17 protein-coding genes are annotated in these 16769 nt (G+C 43.4%); 12 read left to right on the top strand and 5 right to left on the bottom strand.

Annotated elements, in window-relative coordinates; translation table 11 throughout:
• Positions 1 to 221 precede the first annotated feature (221 nt).
• From TY87_RS19310 to TY87_RS19285, 6 genes are all read left to right on the top strand, one after another.
• Positions 222 to 578 carry a hypothetical protein gene (locus tag TY87_RS19310; protein ID WP_100188310.1) on the top strand — a complete coding sequence of 119 codons (357 nt, stop codon included), beginning with the start codon at positions 222 to 224 and terminating at the stop codon, positions 576 to 578.
• A gap of 15 nt (positions 579 to 593) precedes the next feature.
• Positions 594 to 1985, top strand: coding sequence for a class II fumarate hydratase (locus TY87_RS19305; protein ID WP_100188309.1), 1392 nt, complete (start codon positions 594 to 596; stop codon positions 1983 to 1985).
• Between the two features lie 337 nt (positions 1986 to 2322).
• Positions 2323 to 2811 carry a MarR family winged helix-turn-helix transcriptional regulator gene (locus TY87_RS19300; protein WP_072840665.1) on the top strand — a complete coding sequence of 163 codons (489 nt, stop codon included), beginning with the start codon at positions 2323 to 2325 and terminating at the stop codon, positions 2809 to 2811.
• Positions 2805 to 4244: an efflux transporter outer membrane subunit gene (locus TY87_RS19295; RefSeq protein WP_100188308.1), complete on the top strand. Its 1440-nt coding sequence runs from the start codon at positions 2805 to 2807 to the stop codon at positions 4242 to 4244. Before TY87_RS19300 ends, TY87_RS19295 begins: the two co-directional genes overlap by 7 nt.
• A gap of 14 nt (positions 4245 to 4258) precedes the next feature.
• Positions 4259 to 5446: an HlyD/EmrA/EmrK family protein gene (locus TY87_RS19290; protein WP_198432140.1), complete on the top strand. Its 1188-nt coding sequence runs from the start codon at positions 4259 to 4261 to the stop codon at positions 5444 to 5446.
• A gap of 12 nt (positions 5447 to 5458) precedes the next feature.
• On the top strand, positions 5459 to 6955 hold the full coding sequence (locus tag TY87_RS19285; protein ID WP_072840662.1) for a DHA2 family efflux MFS transporter permease subunit: 1497 nt from the start codon (positions 5459 to 5461) through the stop codon (positions 6953 to 6955).
• Positions 6956 to 7061: 106 nt separating this feature from the next.
• Here TY87_RS19285 and TY87_RS19280 read toward each other — a convergent pair whose 3' ends face one another.
• A complete protein-coding gene (locus tag TY87_RS19280) occupies positions 7062 to 7757 on the bottom strand; it encodes an aspartate/glutamate racemase family protein (RefSeq protein WP_100188306.1) in 696 nt (231 codons plus the stop codon).
• Between the two features lie 114 nt (positions 7758 to 7871).
• Positions 7872 to 8327: a GNAT family N-acetyltransferase gene (locus TY87_RS19275; protein ID WP_100188305.1), complete on the bottom strand. Its 456-nt coding sequence runs from the start codon at positions 8325 to 8327 to the stop codon at positions 7872 to 7874.
• 194 nt (positions 8328 to 8521) lie between these two features.
• On the opposite strand from TY87_RS19275, the gene TY87_RS19270 reads away from it, so the two are divergent.
• Positions 8522 to 9007, top strand: a complete 486-nt coding sequence (locus TY87_RS19270) for a GNAT family N-acetyltransferase (RefSeq protein ID WP_100188304.1) — start codon at positions 8522 to 8524, stop codon at positions 9005 to 9007.
• Positions 9008 to 9025: 18 nt separating this feature from the next.
• Here the strand turns inward: TY87_RS19270 and TY87_RS19265 are convergent, their stop codons facing one another.
• The gene (locus TY87_RS19265; protein WP_100188303.1) at positions 9026 to 9289 is read right to left on the bottom strand and encodes a DUF3820 family protein; all 264 of its coding nucleotides are present in this window, start codon (positions 9287 to 9289) and stop codon (positions 9026 to 9028) included.
• A gap of 59 nt (positions 9290 to 9348) precedes the next feature.
• Entirely contained in the window at positions 9349 to 10239 is an 891-nt protein-coding gene (locus TY87_RS19260) for a LysR family transcriptional regulator (protein ID WP_100188302.1), read from the bottom strand.
• Positions 10240 to 10408: 169 nt separating this feature from the next.
• Between TY87_RS19260 and TY87_RS19255 the strand changes: the two genes are divergently transcribed.
• Both TY87_RS19255 and fghA read left to right on the top strand, forming a co-directional pair.
• A complete protein-coding gene (locus tag TY87_RS19255) occupies positions 10409 to 11524 on the top strand; it encodes an S-(hydroxymethyl)glutathione dehydrogenase/class III alcohol dehydrogenase (RefSeq protein WP_072840656.1) in 1116 nt (371 codons plus the stop codon).
• A gap of 65 nt (positions 11525 to 11589) precedes the next feature.
• Positions 11590 to 12420, top strand: a complete 831-nt coding sequence (gene fghA, locus TY87_RS19250) for an S-formylglutathione hydrolase (protein ID WP_100188301.1) — start codon at positions 11590 to 11592, stop codon at positions 12418 to 12420.
• A 52-nt stretch (positions 12421 to 12472) separates the two neighbouring features.
• Here the strand turns inward: fghA and TY87_RS19245 are convergent, their stop codons facing one another.
• Positions 12473 to 13999, bottom strand: coding sequence for a cobyric acid synthase (locus tag TY87_RS19245; protein WP_100188300.1), 1527 nt, complete (start codon positions 13997 to 13999; stop codon positions 12473 to 12475).
• A gap of 86 nt (positions 14000 to 14085) precedes the next feature.
• On the opposite strand from TY87_RS19245, the gene cbiB reads away from it, so the two are divergent.
• The 3 genes from cbiB to cobU are packed head-to-tail and all read left to right on the top strand — an operon-like array spanning position 14086 to position 16705.
• Positions 14086 to 15078: an adenosylcobinamide-phosphate synthase CbiB gene (cbiB, locus tag TY87_RS19240; RefSeq protein ID WP_100188299.1), complete on the top strand. Its 993-nt coding sequence runs from the start codon at positions 14086 to 14088 to the stop codon at positions 15076 to 15078.
• On the top strand, positions 15063 to 16196 hold the full coding sequence (locus TY87_RS19235) for an aminotransferase class I/II-fold pyridoxal phosphate-dependent enzyme (protein ID WP_100188312.1): 1134 nt from the start codon (positions 15063 to 15065) through the stop codon (positions 16194 to 16196). Before cbiB ends, TY87_RS19235 begins: the two co-directional genes overlap by 16 nt.
• The gene (cobU, locus tag TY87_RS19230; protein WP_072840652.1) at positions 16193 to 16705 is read left to right on the top strand and encodes a bifunctional adenosylcobinamide kinase/adenosylcobinamide-phosphate guanylyltransferase; all 513 of its coding nucleotides are present in this window, start codon (positions 16193 to 16195) and stop codon (positions 16703 to 16705) included. The genes TY87_RS19235 and cobU overlap by 4 nt, the downstream gene beginning before the upstream one ends.
• The last annotated feature ends 64 nt before the right edge of the window (positions 16706 to 16769 follow it).

Here is a 16769-nt window from a genome sequence, read left to right as displayed (position 1 = left end):
AATAGAGTCCAACTTTATGGGGTCAGTTCATTACGGATGACGTAGCAGGGGCTTTTGCATTTTGGTGCTAGCAATTGGCTGATTTTAATCAAGTAATCGCAGGAAATATTAAAAATCAATAAGAATCGTTATCAACTGCTTGACAGATCTGGCTTTCATGCACATTATTGATAATAGTTATCATTTATATTTTGTGTTTTGGAATTTTAGAGGGCGAAGCGATGGGTCATTATTTAGTGCCATTTTCAGTGCTCGAGCAGACCATTCAAGGAGGGCAGTGTGCAGACTCTCCAGAAGTGCTCTATCATTATTTGAACCTAACAGAAGAGTACGCTGAGCGATTGAATATTACCGATGCGACTTTACTGCATCAAAGAGTGTTCAATGTCTTGCTGGATACGGTTTGCGATACAAGTATCGCACCTCACTGGCGTCAGACTTGTTTAGATAAGGTATATTTGCCCTTGTCACATCTCAAGCATTTAATTGTAACGTATCAAGATGCTAAGAATTACTTCAAGATGGAGCATAATTTACGGATTCTGAGCCATTATTTTATTTCTTCCTTCGAACAATAAGGACTTTATTTACTAATGAAAATGCGTATTGAAAAAGACAGTATGGGCGAATTAGAAGTTCCTGAAAAAGCACTTTATGGCGCCCAAACCCAGCGAGCTATTAATAACTTTCCGATTAGCGATGAGCCACTGCCTGAAGCCTTTATTCGCTCTCTTATCTTAATTAAAGCAGCGGCTGCACGAGCTAATGAATCTTTAGAATGCATTACACCGGAAATGTCTAAAGCGATTCAAAACGCCTGTGACGAACTATTAAATGCCGACGATCTGATGCAGCATTTCCCCGTCGATGTTTTCCAAACGGGCTCTGGTACCAGCTCGAATATGAACGTCAATGAAGTGATCGCCACATTAGCCAGTGCGTACTATTGTTCAGAGGTAAATGGTTCAGCGGTGAATCCAAATGATCATGTGAACTATGGTCAAAGCAGCAACGACGTGATTCCAAGTGCGATTCATGTCAGCGCGACGTTAGAGTTAACCGGTCATCTGCTTCCAGCATTAGTTCATCTAAAAGACACGATTCTTGAAAAAGGTACTGCGCTTGCGGGTTATACGAAAACAGGCCGAACGCATCTGATGGATGCTATGCCGGTTCGATTGGATCAAACTTTTCATGCTTGGGCTGCACAACTACAAGACAATATTGATAACCTAACTTATCTTGAAAGCAAAACCACTCAGCTTGCCCAAGGCGGGACGGCGGTTGGAACCGGTATTAATGCTCATCCAGAATTTGCTGAACTATTTGCCAAAGAGCTGTCTAATCTAACAAATGTCACTTTCAGCAAGGGTAATAATTTTTTCGCTTTGATTGGTTCGCAAGATACGGCCGTCGCCTTATCTGGACAGTTAAAAGCAGTTGCAGTGACCTACATGAAAATTGCCAATGACCTTCGTTGGATGAACTCTGGCCCATTAGCGGGTTTAGGCGAAATTTCTCTACAAGCCTTGCAGCCTGGTTCGTCTATTATGCCGGGCAAAGTGAATCCAGTGATTCCAGAAGCAACGGCTATGGTGGCGGCACAAGTGATTGGTAACGACGCGGCAATCACTATCGGCGGACAGTCTGGTAATTTTGAATTGAACGTCATGTTACCAATGATTGCTAAGAACTTGCTAAACAGCATCAAGCTATTGGCAAACAGCGGCCAGCTTTTAGCAGATAATGCTATTGCGACGCTAACCGTGAATGAAGATAAATTGAATCAGGCATTGCATCGTAACCCTATTTTGGTAACCGCACTTAATCCGATTATCGGTTATGGCAAAGCCGCAGAGATTGCGAAAAAAGCCTACAAAGAAGGTCGTCCAGTGGTCGATGTGGCTGAAGAAGAAACCGACCTAAGTCGAGAGGAATTACTTGCCTTACTAGATCCAGCTAAGTTAACTCACGGCGGGATCTAGTACAGGATATATAAGGTTTCCTTATTTGGTTGTTCCCTTACCAAATAACGAAAACGAGCCAGCCTTCGTGCTGGCTTTTTTGTTACTTTGAAATCCTCATGTCAGCATTTCTTTCGCTTTGATCGACGCAAAGAATATTTTTCAAGTATCTATCGCTATCAATACATCAACTCTTCCTTACGTACTACTGAATGTGCACAAAATAATAAATCCTCATCTGTCTATAAAATAAGCGGACACTAAATATTGACTGACTGTTTTCATGGTGGAATAATTTAGTTGCATAGGCAAATACTGTTTAGGCAATTAAATTTATATCTCTTTGACTAGGTTAATCATGACACAACCCCCCCAAGACTCTCATGAGCTTTTATTTAGCAATATTGGTTTTTTGCTCGGCAAAACCAATCAGATAAAAGATCGTTTTCTTGATCAATATCTGGTCGAGGAAGAGATTACATCAGGCCAAGTTAAAGTGTTGTTTAGACTCTACTTATCGAATAATCAACGCTCTTCCGATATTAGCAAGGCCTTGGGTGTGGATGGCGGTGCAATGACTCGAATGTTGGACAGATTAGAGAAAAAACATTTTATTCAACGAATCGCTGATCCTGATGATCGTCGTTCTGTTCTGATTCAATTAACCGACACTGGACAAGTTGTGACATCTCGTGCGCTCCCTCTTGCTCAGGCCGCTATTAATAATTTAACTGAATGTTTAACGACGGAAGAAAAGCAAAACTTACTACATTGCTTAAGCAAAATTGTCAGCTCTTCTCTTTCAGAAGAGTGCCATCTGTCTAATAAGAAGGATGAAAAATGTTAAAGCTGGTGAAAATCACTCCCTTTATGTTGTTATACTTTCTCTATGGTTGTGCGCCACCGTCCAGTATTAAAACGCACAACACCATGGATGATGAGTCATTAATAAGCCACGCGAGTAACTTAGATACGAAGAACTTGTACTCGTCGAATTGGCCAAGTCAATCTTGGTGGTTATCTCTTGAAGACTCCCAACTGAACCAGCTGATAGCAAAGGCGCTAAAAAATAGTCCTGACATCCAAATGGCGAATGCAAATTTAGAAAAAGCATCGGCTTTTGTTATGTCTGCAGACAGTAAATTTGATCCTGTCGTATCTGCCGATGCGGGTGTTACACGCTCTCGTTTGTCTCGTGTGGAAGATTATAGTTACCAAGGTAATAAGTATGGAACCGTCTATAATCTTGGCTTAAATATGAACTACTCTTTTGATCTATGGGGTGGCAATAAGGCCGCATGGGTTGCTAGCGTTAATGATCAAAAAGCCGCTGAGATAGATCATCAAGCGGCAAAAATAAATTTATCTTCAGCCATTATTCGTATCTACATACAGCTTGCTAATGCCTATTCTTTAGAAGATTTAGCAAAAGAAGATCTAGAGCGAACTCAGCGTATCGTTTCGATTACGCGGCAGTTATTATCAAATGGCCTAACATCAGACGATCACTTATACACAGCTCAGGGTAATGAAGCCTCAGCAAAACAAGTACTAAAAAACCGCACTCTGTCTATTCAGTTATTAAAAAATGCTTTGGCAACGTTAGTTGGAGCGGGTCCTGATCTCGCTAATACAATTAATCGACCTGATGCACACATGGGCACCAAACTTAATCTTCCGGAACAATTACCTGCTAATTTAATTGCCCATCGCCCAGACATTGTCGCAGCTAAATGGCGCGTTGAAGCGGCAAACAAAAATATTGAAGTTGCTAAAACACGTTTTTATCCAAATGTTAATTTAAGTGCATCGGCTGGCTTTAAAAAGATTGCTGGTGACTCTATGTTTGGCGAAGAAAGTCGTTCTTGGAGTGTTGGGCCCGCCATCTCTTTGCCTTTGTTTACGCAAGGACTTAAAGCTAACTTGATTGATCAGACAGCTTCTTATGATGCTGCGGTCGCTCAATACAATAAGACGATTGTTAAAGCCTTCGGAGATGTAACGGATAGCGTTTTATCTATTAAATCTATCAATGAGCAAATACAAGACGCAGAACAAAGCCTTCAGCTAGTAACTAAAAGTTATCACATTACAGAAAAACGTTATCAATCTGGAATGGGTAGTCAACTTGAAGTTTTACTCATTGAAAATCAATTACTACAAGCAGAGTCAGTAACAACTCAGTTAAAAAACCAACTTCAAGAACAACAAGTTGCGCTTATTGAAGCGCTAGGTGGTGGTTTTGAAGATAGCCAGTCGACATCTGTTTCTAAACAATAATGGTGAACAAAATTATGCAAGACAACGTTGAAAACACAGCGGCACCAAAGAAAAACCAGCGTAAGAAGGGTCTAATAATCCTTTTCGGTATTGTTGCATTGGGTGCAATCGGGACTGCTTGGTACTACGAATCGTTTGTGGTTGGCAATCAAACAACAGATGATGCTTATGTTGAAGGCAATATCGTCTCTATTACGCCAGAAACAGTTGGTACTGTTACACAAATTACCGCAGATGACGGTGACTTTGTCGAAAAAGGACAAGTTTTAGTACGTTTTGATAAAGCCGATGCGGATCTTGAGTATGAAAATTCTAAAGCAAAATTAGCCCAAGCGGTCCGTCAAGTAAGAGCTATGTTTAATAATGTGACGCAAGCCGAAGCCGTTGTCGATGCCAATAAGATTGCCTTACATAAAGCAGAAAGAGATTATGATCGTCGTAAAAATATGGTCAAAGCAGGTGGTTTGTCTCAAGAAGACCTAAGCCACGCAAAAGACATGGTCGATTCGGCTCAAACTCAACTGGCTGTTGCTATCGAGCAATTGAAAGCTCAGTCTTCCATGATATCTGGCACTACCGTAGAAACTCACCCAATTGTTCAATCCGCGATTACGGATGTGAAGCAGGCTTATTTAACCAAACAACGCACTGACATTGTCGCTCCTGTCACCGGATATGTGGCTCGTCGCCAAGTACAATTGGGGCAACGCGTCTCACCAAGTTCAACTTTAATGGCGGTTGTCCCACTTAATGATGTTTGGGTAGATGCTAATTTTAAAGAAACCCAACTGAATAGCATGCGTATTGGCCAACCAGTTTCTTTGATAAGTGACCTTTATGGTGACGAGGTAGTTTTCCATGGAACAGTGGAAAGTTTAGGGATTGGTACTGGCAGTGCGTTCTCTGTTTTACCTGCACAAAATGCCACAGGTAATTGGATTAAAATTGTTCAGCGTTTACCTGTCCGTATTAAGTTAGATACCCATGATATTACGAGCCATCCTTTACGCATTGGCTTATCCATGAATGTTGATGTGGATACATCAAACACGTCTGGTAAGTTGTTATCGACCACCAGCCCTGAAAAGCCGCGTTTTGATACTAATGCTTATGATAAGCCTATGGAAAATATTCAACAGATTATCAGTCAAATTATTAAAGACAACGATGTCCAGCTTAGTCATGCATCGACAAACAAGTAGTAAGGGCTGTCTATGAGTCAACAAGAAGGGTTTCGCCCAGCTAATATGGCTCTGTGTGTCTTTGCCATCTCGCTGGGCGTGTTTATGCAGGTGCTGGATACCACTATTGCAAACGTGGCTCTGCCGACTATCGCAGGCAATATGGGCGTGAGTTTTAACCAAGGTACTTGGGTTATTACTTCCTTTACCGTTTGTCTTGCGATTGGTTTACCAATCACGTCTTGGTTAAGCCGAAAATTTGGTGAAGTACAGCTGTATATTGCGGCCTTGCTAGGCTTTATTATTACCTCATTTTTATGTGGTATAGCGCAAAACATGACTGAAATGGTTTTATTTCGCGCTATACAAGGTTTAACAGCAGCACCTTTGTTTCCAATGAGTCAGGTGCTTTTGATGTCTATTTTTCCGCGCGCGAAACGGGGAATGGCTCTCTCTTTAATAGGCATGGTCGCCGTAGTGGGCCCCATTGTGGGTCCCATACTTGGCGGTTGGTTAACCTACAACTACAGTTGGCCATGGATTTTCTTTATTAACATTCCAGTAGGGATTTTCTCGATAGTTGTTATCTCTGCGCAGTTTAAAGACCGGCCTCAGCAGAAAACCAAACCGAAATTAGACATCATCGGATTAGCAACCATGGCGCTTGGTGTTGGTGTACTGCAAATCGTGTTAGACAAAGGCAATGATTTAGATTGGTTTTCCAATAATTGGATTATTGCTGGGGCTGTTTTTGCTGCCATCATGCTGACTTTTATGGTGATTTGGGAGTTAACAGACGACCATCCAGCGATCAATCTTCGTTTGTTTGCTAATCGAAATTTCTGTGTCGGCACTATATTACTGACATTGGGGTATGGCGGATTTTTCAGTATTAACCTTATTCTTCCACAATGGCTTCAGACTCAAATGGGTTATACCGCATTATGGGCAGGATTAGCCGCAGCTCCAATGGGGGTTTTACCATTGTTGATGTCGCCGTTTCTGGGTAAATTCGGCAATAAACTCGATATGCGCTGGTTAGCAGCAAGCTCATTTTTGGTTATTGGCATAAGTTGTTATTGGCGAACTCTATTTAATTTAGAGGTCGATTTTACGACGATCGCACTTATACAGTTGTTTATGGGAATTGGCATCGGCTTATTTTTTATGCCAATGACTACGATCTTGATGTCAGACTTAAATGGTCCTGAAATCGCGGATGGCGCCTCTTTGTCTACCTTTATTCGAACCCTTGGCGCTAGCTTCTCGTCTTCTTTAACCGCCTGGATATGGACCCGTAACTCAAGTGCCCATCATTCAGTATTAAGTGAAAACATATCGCAATATAACCCTATTGTGTCACAGCAACTGCAAGACCCAAGCACAGCAAGCCTGATGAGCTTTAATCAAACAGTCACGTCACAAGGGTTAATGCTGTCAACCATTGACCTCTTTACTATGCTGACAGTCTTATTTTTAGTTCTGACACCCTTTATATTCTTTACGAAAAAAGCGGCTAGTGGACATTAAGTAATAAGTTTCTAGCCGATAACCCAAATACGTTTAAGGCGTTTTTGAATGTCGGCTAGAAGCTAAGTGTAGTGATAGTGGTATTGATAAAAAAATCATAAGGCGATCAGGCGTTTAACGCCTCATCCACAGCGGCTTTAGCGTGAATGTAAGTAGTATCAAATAAAGGTACAGTAACGTGTTCTTGTTTTAATAATAGGGTGATTTCCGTGCAGCCTTCGATGATGGCGTCGGCTCCGGCTGCTTGAAGTCGATTAACGATGTCGATATAAATTTGTCTCGATTCAGGAAGAATTTTACCGAGACATAATTCCTCGTAAATAATTCTATGTATGTCGTCCCTGTCTTGCTTCGATGGTGTGATTACCTCTAAACCATATTGCTCTTCTAATCGCTTAATATAAAAGTCTTCTTCCATCGAATAGCGAGTACCGATAAAGCCAACTTTTTGATGTTTTTGTTTAACGAGTTCTTTAGCGGTGGCATCGGCAATATGCAGTAAAGGAATTCTTACCGCATTTTGAACAACATTCGCCACCTTGTGCATGGTATTAGTTGCGATAAGTATGAAATCAGCATCAGCTTGTTCTAAACGTTTGGCTTCAGCAGAGAGGATTTCTCCTAACTGTAGCCAATCGCCTTGATGTTGCAAACGCTCAATTTCAGCAAAATCGACACTGGATAAAACGATCTTAGCGGAATGCAGGCCGCCGAGTTTTTGTTTGGTCAACTCGTTGATGCTTTTGTAATACAAAGCTGAGGATTCCCAACTCATTCCGCCAATAATGCCGATCGTTTTCATTCTGCGTCCTTTAGTTTTTATCTTGAATCTATAAAGTTTAACGCTGTTATTGAGCAGTCGTAATGCACAGATGGCAAAATTAATGAAGCAGACTGTAATGGAACAATGGCACAGTTAAAGGCTTCTGGTCATAAATACACTGTAAGGATCAAGTTTGTAATCGGAGAACGGTCCACATTCAATAAAGTTATGTTTGGTGTAAAGCTTTCTTGCTGGCGCGAAGAAGTCTTGTGATCCTGTTTCTAAGCTGATTTTATTGAGCCCTTTTTGCTTGGCTGCATCGATGATATGACGAAGTAGGGTAGAAGCAACGCCTTTGTTGCGAGCGGCGCTGGTGGTACGCATAGATTTAATTTCAGCGTGTGTTTCGTCTAGCGTTTTAAGCGCTCCACAGCCTAGCAATTGGCTATCTTCCCAAACCGTCCAGAAGGTAATGTTCGGTTTTTTTAATCCGTTTAAATCTAATGCAAAAACGCACTCAGGCGGTGATGCCGCAAACATGTCTTCGAGGTGTTCTGTGAGTAATTGTTCGATTTCTGGGCCAGATAAATCGTCGATTCTGATATCCATTTAGTGTGCTTTCCAGTTTGGTTTTTAGAAAAAAGATGTGTATAGCATGTTTTTAAGATTCAAAAATTTAAGCAATTTCCGTACCTTATTTCAGAATGTAGAATAGTGCGAGAGAGGCATATTTAAAGTGTATACTCGCTGTAAGTTGTTGTCGGTGAGAAAGGACAATTGCTATAAAATGGGCGAAGTACGATATGACAGACCAATTAAATTTACGACCAGCAGAGATGGCAGACGCCGAAAATTTATTCGTGTGGCGCAATGATCCAGACACCCGCAAAGCGTCTCATAATAGCGATGAAGTTATATTTGAGTCACACCTTGCTTGGCTTGAAGCGTCATTGGACTTTCCTGAACAAAACAAACCTGAAAAAAATAAGCCCAAACAAAGGCTTTTGTGGATTGCTGAAGTTAATGGTGTAGCGGTTGGAACTTGTCGAGCGGATCGCGTGGAAAATGCGTGGGAATTATCCTGGACTGTTGCACCGGAAGCGCGCGGAAAAGGGTTTGCCCATCAAATGTTGTCTAAATTGGTGCATTACTTTGATGAACCATTAGTTGCACTGGTTAAGGTGGGTAATATTGCCTCGATGAAAGTAGCAGAACGTGCTGGCTTTGTTCTAAAGCAAGACACAGAGCAAGAAGGCGACATTTTGCTCTATACTCGTCGGCCTTCTTAGATTGCTTGCGTGAAAAAACTAATCATCAAAACGAATGCGAACTTTCGGCTCGTCTGGTTTTTTCTCGGTCGGTTTACGCAATGGATCGACCAGCTTTTCCAATCCATTAATTTTAATTTCTAACGCCAGTTGTAGCCATTGTCCTAGATTGCCATTCGGCCAGCCTTCGTGAGCAAACCAGAGTAAATAGGCTTCCGGTAGATCAATCAAAACACGACCTTGGTATTTACCAAATGGCATAGTTTGACGAGCAACTTGAACTAGATCTTCTTGTGAAAACATGGGCTTCGCTTAATGATGCTTAAGAGTGAGTATGTGGTGCGTATTTAAACATACGTGGGTTATTTGGCAAATGGTGGATCTTGTTTAAAACGCTTAATCAGATAATCACAAATACTTTGTAACTTCGGTGATGGTTGCCGCACTTTCGGATAAACCAACCAAACGCCGCTGTATGGATATTGATATTGTGTTAACAAGGGAATGAGCTTGCCGCTGGCGAGATCGTCGGTAACATAATAATCAGGCAATTGTGCGATACCTAAGCCTTTACGAACCGCATCTAATAAGGCTGGGCCTGAATTACTGCGCCATTGGCTGCCGACTTTTACTTCTTTGCGCTGTCCATCTTGTTGAAACAGCCAATGATTTTTGGAACCGATCAAGCATCGGTGTTTGTTCAATTCGGCTAATGTATGCGGCATGCCGTGCTGATCTATGTATTCTCGTGACGCACAAAGGTATTCGACCCTATCACACAAACGTCGGGACAAATGGCTGGAATCTTTCATGGCGCCCATGCGAATCGCCAGATCATAACCTTCTTCTATTAAATCTACTGAGCGGTTAGTAAGATGAAAATCCAGCTCTATTTTTGGGTGATGCAATAAAAAATCGTTCATCAAAGGCGCTATGTAGCGTTCACCAAAGGTGGTAGCGCAGGTCATTTTAAACGGGCCAATTGGCGCTTGGTTGAGGGTAGAAATCATTTCCTCGGCACTACTCAGCGCTTCAGGCAAGCCACGACAGTGTTGATAATATAAATCACCCGCGTCGCTTAAACGAATGCGTCTTGTGGTGCGAAATAGCAGTGTCGTACCTAGCTCGGCTTCGAGTTGAGTAATTAAGCGACTAATATGAGACGCCGACACGCTGAGCTTAATCGCTGCCGCCGAAAAGCTGCCTTGTCTGACGACTTCGACAAAGGCTTCCATGGCTTCCCAATTTTTCATCTCATTACCCTGCAATCGAAACGCTTAGATTAGCGCATTTTTAATAAAGTAAAAAATGATTGTTGCCATATGGCAATAATCATTTTCCAAATGGGAGATTATCCTTGTAATCATTTACGACTACACTAGTTGAATCGAAAATGAATCAATATACACATTGGAGTGCGCTATGAAATGTAAAGCTGCTGTTGCTTGGGGTCCAGGCCAACCACTTAAAATCGAAGAAGTTGACGTTCAGGATCCGCAAAAAGGCGAAGTACTTGTTCGCATGGTCGCAACAGGCGTTTGTCACACAGACGCGTTCACCTTGTCTGGTGAAGATCCAGAAGGCATTTTCCCTGCGATTCTTGGCCATGAAGGTGCAGGTGTTGTTGAAGCCGTGGGCGAAGGCGTTACCACGCTTAAAGTTGGCGATCACGTTATTCCTCTATACACCGCAGAATGTGGCGAGTGTAAGTTCTGTAAGTCTGGCAAAACCAACCTTTGCCAAGCGGTCCGTGTTACCCAAGGTAAAGGCCTAATGCCAGACGGTACTAGCCGTTTTAGCATTAATGGCGAGCCAATTTTCCATTATATGGGTACGTCTACCTTCTCTGAATACAGTGTGGTTCCTGAAATTTCTTTGGCGAAAATCCACGTTGACGCACCGCTAGAAAAAGTCTGTTTGTTAGGTTGTGGTATCACAACAGGTATCGGTGCAGTACTAAACACGGCGAAAGTTGAGGAAGGCGCAACGGTTGCTGTCTTTGGTTTGGGTGGCATTGGTTTGTCGGTTATCCAAGGTGCTCGCATGGCAGGAGCTTCTCGCATTATCGCTATCGATATCAACGAATCTAAATTCGAAATGGCGAAACAATTCGGCGCGACTGATTGCATCAATCCGAAGAAATTTGATGCACCAATTCAGCAGCTAATCGTTGATATGACAGACGGCGGCGTAGATTACTCATTCGAATGCATCGGTAACGTTCAAGTAATGCGTCAAGCGCTTGAGTGCTGTCACAAAGGTTGGGGCGAATCCATCATCATCGGTGTTGCTGGTGCTGGCCAAGAAATCTCTACTCGTCCATTCCAATTGGTAACCGGTCGAGTCTGGAAAGGCTCTGCTTTTGGTGGTGTGAAAGGTCGCAGCCAATTGCCTGGTTACGTAGAAGACTACATGAACGGCAAGATCGAAATCGACCCATTCGTGACACACACTATGCCGCTTGAGAGAATCAACGAAGCGTTTGATTTGATGCACAAAGGCGAGAGTATTCGTACAGTTATTCTTTTCGATAAATAATCGTGATCATACCGTTTTGATAAGCCCGCTAAGCGGGCTTTTTTAACACAGCTAAGGAGACAGCTATGGAATTGTTATCCAGCACCAAAAGCTTCGGCGGTTGGTTGAAGCGTTATAAGCATGAAAGCTTGTCAGTGAAAAGCGAAATGACCTTTGCCATTTACCTACCGCCACAAGCAGAAACGCAAAAAGTCCCTGTTTTGTACTGGTTGTCAGGTCTGACCTGTAACGATGAGAACTTCACACAGAAAGCCGGCGCATTTCGTAAAGCGGCAGAACTTGGTTTAGCTATTGTTTGTCCAGATACCAGCCCACGCGGAACGGATTATCCAAACGAGCATGAAAGCTACGACTTCGGTTCCGCTGCAGGGTTTTATATCAATGCCACGGTTGAGCCTTATTCGAATACTTACCACATGTATGATTACGTGGTTCAAGAATTGCCGCATTTGGTAGAAACCAACTTCCCTGTGACAGACAAGCGTTCGATCTCTGGTCACTCAATGGGTGGTCACGGCGCCTTGATTTGTGCGTTGAAGAACCCAGGTATGTATCAATCTGTCTCGGCCTTTGCGCCAATTGCTAACCCAACCAACTGTCCTTGGGGCGAAAAAGCCTTCACCGGATACTTGGGTGAAGACAAAGCCACTTGGAACGAATGGGATGCGACTTTGCTGATAGAGAATGCCAGTGAACGCTTACCTTTGTTTATCGATCAAGGCGAAGCTGATAACTTCTTGGTAGAACAACTAAAACCAGAAGCTCTAGAAGCTGCTTGTGAAAAAGCTGGACATCCGATCACGTTACGCCGTCAACCGGGCTACGATCACAGCTACTTCTTCATCGCCAGCTTCATCGACGATCACCTAGAACATCACTCCAGAGCCTTGAGTTAATCACTGGTTTCTCTTCATTGGAATCAACAAAAGCGAGCCATGGCTCGCTTTTTTATTGCTGGAAGTTTCGACACTGTTTAATTAATGCATCGATGTCCATATTTTGTTCGGTGCTGTCGGCGAGTCGGTTGATTTCGCTGTCTCGGTATTGGTCGTAGTCGAATGCGGCCGCTTGGTTGACGCCTGCCCAGTTTAGTAAGGCCTGCAGGGCTTCTGGGTGGTCAAATACGCCATGAAGATAAGTGCCGATGATTTTGCCGTCTTCTGATATGTAGCCTTCTTGTTCGCCGTTTTCTTTGTTTTGTTCATTATCTAAGAGAGCAAAGTGGTTTATTGTCGTATTGGCTGAAAAGCTCGACACGCCAGAGTGGATTTCGTAGCCAGTAACTTTTGCGTAATTGTTTGAAGAGCGGGATGAACTGCCTGAAAAGGCAAGTTGTCCATGACGTTGTTTAAGTTGTTTTTCTTCTTTAAGGACGGTTTCCATTGGTATAAAGCCAAATCCAGTCGATTGTGTGTTGGCGTGTTGGTTTTCTAGCCCCAGCGGATCGAGCAGTTGCTCGCCGAGCATTTGATAGCCACCGCAAATCCCAATGACTTTTCCGCCGTATCTTAGGTGTTTGTTCAGATAGTCTTCCCAACCTTCTTGTCGCAAAAAGGCGAGGTCGCTTTGCACGCTTTTGCTACCGGGTAGGATCACTAGATCCGCTGGTGGAATGCTTTCGTTCGAACCAACCAGTGTAACTTGAACATCAGGGTGAAGGCGTAGCGCGTCCCAGTCTGTGTGATTACTAGTACGCGGCATAATAGGGATGACGATGTTTAACTTTGCATTTGTGTCAGTTTTAATGGGGCTTTTGGCAACGGCGTCTTCGGATTCTAAGTGGAAACCTTTTAAGAAGGGGAGCACCCCCAAAACGGGTTTTCCAGTGCGTTCTTCGAGCCAGTCAAGGCCAGACTGTAATAAGCTAATATCGCCACGAAAGCGGTTTATCACAAAGCCAATGACTCGATCTTGCTCACTTGGGCTAAGTAAATCCAGCGTTCCAACGAGGTGAGCAAACACGCCGCCTTTGTCGATGTCAGCGATGATAATAACTGGACAATCGATGCTTTCGGCAAAGCCCATGTTTGCGATGTCGCGAGCGCGTAAATTAATTTCCGCTGGGCTGCCAGCGCCTTCAATTAAAACAGCTTGGTATTGTTCGGCTAAGCGATGATAAGAATCCAGCGCGGCGATTTTGGCAATACTTTTGTATTCGTGATAACCAACCGCATTCATGTTACCCACGGCTTTGCCTTGGATGATGACTTGCGCGCCTGTGTCTGTGTTGGGTTTAAGCAGAATCGGGTTCATGTCCACGTGTGGTTCAAGCCCCGCGGCATAGGCTTGCACAGCTTGGGCTCGGCCTATTTCATTGCCATCTTGCGTGACAGCGCTGTTTAATGCCATATTTTGTGGCTTGAATGGCGCGACTTGTATACCTCGACGAACGAATAAACGGCACAATGCCGTGACTAAGGTGCTTTTTCCTGCGTCCGAGGTGGTTCCTTGGATCATTAAACTAAAGGCTGGCATTCAGTATCATCACGCTTCAAATCAATAAGGTGATAGAATTCTACCTTACCTTCTTATCTTGTTAAGTGAAAAAACGACCTATATTTATGATCCTTTCTAATTTAGACAGTATTATTGATGCCTTTTTTGATAACTTCTTAGCTTTTTCTTCCTGCACCAGTTTGATTTTAGTATCGGCTTTGGTGCTTGATCGCTTATTAGGTGAGCCCAAAAGTTGGCACCCTTTGATTTGGTTTGGTCGCTGGGTGGATCTTTGTCGCAAGCATATCCAATTGCCCTTAGAGGCTTCGCAATCTCGTCAGCGAATGGTTGGTATGTTGGCTTGGCTGGTGGCGGTTTTGCCTTGGTTGCTGATTTTATTGGCTTTGTTTTGGCTATTACCAAACTGGTTGGATACTCTTTTTTCTGTGTTGGTGTTGTATTTTGCCATTGGTTGGCAGAGTTTACGTGAACATGCGTTGGCGATTTATCAGCCTTTATCTGCATCGCCATTATCAGAAGAGAAGCTCGATGAAGCACGCCGCGCAGTGAGTTATATCGTAAGCCGTGATACTCAAAATTTAGATGAATCGGCAGTAGCGAAAGCGGGTATTGAGTCGGTATTAGAAAATGGCAGTGACGCGATTTTTGCTCCCATCTTTTGGTTTCTTATATTCGGTGCGCCTGGTGTGCTTTTGTATCGCCTTGCCAATACACTTGATGCTATGTGGGGCTACAAAACAGAATCCTTGCTGTATTTTGGTTGGTTTGCGGCACGTTTTGATGATGTGCTGAATTATGTTCCAGCTCGCCTTGTTGTTTATACCTATGCCGCTTGTGGTCATTGGCGTGCTTCTATTCGTAGTGCGCGACGTCCTTCTACTCGTTGGAAAAGCCCAAATGCAGGCCCTGTAATGGCGGCAGGCGCTGGTGCATTAGGCGTTCAATTGGGTGGCGAAGCGCCGTATTTTGGAAAAGTAGAAACCAGACCAATTCTGGGGGAAGGTGATTTACCTGCTCCTCACCATTTAAAAGAAGCTATTTGGCTGGTGGATAAAAGCGTATTTTTATGGGGATTGGTTATATGTCTGTTGGTCTAAAATCTTCGAAGTTAGACAGCTCTTCAAGTTTAGGAAATGCTCCAAATCTAGAAAGCACGCCGCCGAAGCATGGTGGCGATTTAGCTTATTGGCAACGTAAGGTTGGCAGCAAGGCGTTAAATTGGTTGGATTTATCTTCAGCATGCAATCGTGAACCTTGGCCGATTCCCGAAATAGCGCCTTCCTTGTGGATGGATTTACCCGATCAAGCGGATTTACTAGACGAAGCCGAGCGCTATTTTGGTCGTCGTCCCAATGCAATTGGCGCGGGTTCGCAGCATATTATTGAGTCTCTGCCGCCGATGTTGCTGGCTTGTCAGTCTTCAACTCAGCTCGTCGCAAATCAAACAGTTTTTGTGCCTCGTATTGGTTATCAGGAACATGCTTTTGCTTGGAAAAAGTGGGGCTTTGATATTGCCTATTACGATGCTTTAGAGGAGTTATTAGAGCAAGAATGGGCTGTTGCTGTGGTGATTCAGCCAAATAATCCAACCGGAGAAATCGCACCAGGCAAGGCTTTGTCTCAGCTTATTGCTCATGCGGAGCAAAAAGGCGCGCATTTAGTAGTAGACGAAGCCTTCATTGATGCTTGTCCTGAATTAAGCCTATTGAATCACCAAAATAGTTCAGATTTGAGTGAGTCGCTTTTTATTATGCGATCGGTTGGTAAGTTTTTTGGTTTGGCAGGAGCTCGTGTTGGGTTCGCTTTTTGTGCCAGTAAATGGCAAGCCGCGCTAAATAATTTGCTTGGACCTTGGCCTGTTGCCACGGCGAGCCTGTATTTGGTGCAATTAGCCTTTGCTGATAAAGCTTGGCATTCTCAAGCTTTGCAAGGCTTAAAAGTACGACAAGCTGCCTTTGTTGAACGTGTGATGCCAAAATTCAATACTATTTTTGATTCTCAAGATTATGTATTGAGCCCGCTGTTTGTGACTTGGTTTCTCGATAGTCATGAGTATGCAGCGCAAGTTTTTGAAATGTTGCATCAAGTCGGTGTTCATACTCGCTTAGGCGAAGGTTGGATTCGTGTGGCATTACCGGCTTTGCGTGAAATGGATGCTTTAAATAGCGCATTGATTCGTTTATTAAAAACAGAGGGAGGCCGAGAGCTAGCATGAAGCATCTCGTTTTAGGTGGCGTTCGTAGTGGTAAAAGTGCTTTCGCTCAAGAACAAATAACGGCTTGCGGAAAACCAGTCTGTTATGTGGCGACGTCTCAAGTGTGGGATGACGGCATGGCAGACCGAGTGCGCTTGCATAAAGACAACCGACCGAGTGAATGGCAATTGATAGAAGAGCCGTTAGCATTGGCAAGAGTCTTACATTCTCTTAATTCACCTGATCAAGCAGTCATCGTTGAGTGTTTTACCTTATGGATGACGAACTTATTGTGCCTAGAAGATGAAACTCGTTTGGAAGATGAAAAACAAGCGCTACTAAAAGCGGTTGAAGTATTCGAAGGGGATTTAATTCTAGTATCGAGTGAAGTGGGTTTAGGTATTATGCCGATGAATGCGCTGGCTAGGCGTTTTGGTGATGAGGCTGGCGCAATGAATCAGGCGCTAGCTAAATTGACCGATCGGGTAACTTTTGTTGCGGCCGGCCTACCATTGCCGCTAAAATCCTAATCTTTTATTTCCACTCAATCTTTTCTTGTATTATGTTATTCCCTTAGTGGCACATAATTGAGAA

Origin of the sequence: Marinomonas sp. BSi20584 (genome assembly GCF_002792415.1) — a bacterium.
In the GTDB taxonomy this organism is placed as follows: Bacteria; Pseudomonadota; Gammaproteobacteria; order Pseudomonadales; family Marinomonadaceae; genus Marinomonas; species Marinomonas polaris.
This window is presented reverse-complemented; position numbering and strand designations above follow the sequence as displayed.

Bases quoted from the DNA above. Each gene is read 5' to 3' on its own strand.
- TY87_RS19310 (WP_100188310.1), top strand. From the start codon at position 222: ATGGGTCATTATTTAGTGCCATTTTCAGTGCTCGAGCAGACCATTCAA.
- TY87_RS19305 (WP_100188309.1), top strand. From the start codon at position 594: ATGAAAATGCGTATTGAAAAAGACAGTATGGGCGAATTAGAAGTTCCT.
- TY87_RS19300 (WP_072840665.1), top strand. From the start codon at position 2,323: ATGACACAACCCCCCCAAGACTCTCATGAGCTTTTATTTAGCAATATT.
- TY87_RS19295 (WP_100188308.1), top strand. From the start codon at position 2,805: ATGTTAAAGCTGGTGAAAATCACTCCCTTTATGTTGTTATACTTTCTC.
- TY87_RS19290 (WP_198432140.1), top strand. From the start codon at position 4,259: ATGCAAGACAACGTTGAAAACACAGCGGCACCAAAGAAAAACCAGCGT.
- TY87_RS19285 (WP_072840662.1), top strand. From the start codon at position 5,459: ATGAGTCAACAAGAAGGGTTTCGCCCAGCTAATATGGCTCTGTGTGTC.
- TY87_RS19280 (WP_100188306.1), bottom strand. From the start codon at position 7,757: ATGAAAACGATCGGCATTATTGGCGGAATGAGTTGGGAATCCTCAGCT.
- TY87_RS19275 (WP_100188305.1), bottom strand. From the start codon at position 8,327: ATGGATATCAGAATCGACGATTTATCTGGCCCAGAAATCGAACAATTA.
- TY87_RS19270 (WP_100188304.1), top strand. From the start codon at position 8,522: ATGACAGACCAATTAAATTTACGACCAGCAGAGATGGCAGACGCCGAA.
- TY87_RS19265 (WP_100188303.1), bottom strand. From the start codon at position 9,289: ATGTTTTCACAAGAAGATCTAGTTCAAGTTGCTCGTCAAACTATGCCA.
- TY87_RS19260 (WP_100188302.1), bottom strand. From the start codon at position 10,239: ATGAAAAATTGGGAAGCCATGGAAGCCTTTGTCGAAGTCGTCAGACAA.
- TY87_RS19255 (WP_072840656.1), top strand. From the start codon at position 10,409: ATGAAATGTAAAGCTGCTGTTGCTTGGGGTCCAGGCCAACCACTTAAA.
- fghA (WP_100188301.1), top strand. From the start codon at position 11,590: ATGGAATTGTTATCCAGCACCAAAAGCTTCGGCGGTTGGTTGAAGCGT.
- TY87_RS19245 (WP_100188300.1), bottom strand. From the start codon at position 13,999: ATGCCAGCCTTTAGTTTAATGATCCAAGGAACCACCTCGGACGCAGGA.
- cbiB (WP_100188299.1), top strand. From the start codon at position 14,086: ATGATCCTTTCTAATTTAGACAGTATTATTGATGCCTTTTTTGATAAC.
- TY87_RS19235 (WP_100188312.1), top strand. From the start codon at position 15,063: ATGTCTGTTGGTCTAAAATCTTCGAAGTTAGACAGCTCTTCAAGTTTA.
- cobU (WP_072840652.1), top strand. From the start codon at position 16,193: ATGAAGCATCTCGTTTTAGGTGGCGTTCGTAGTGGTAAAAGTGCTTTC.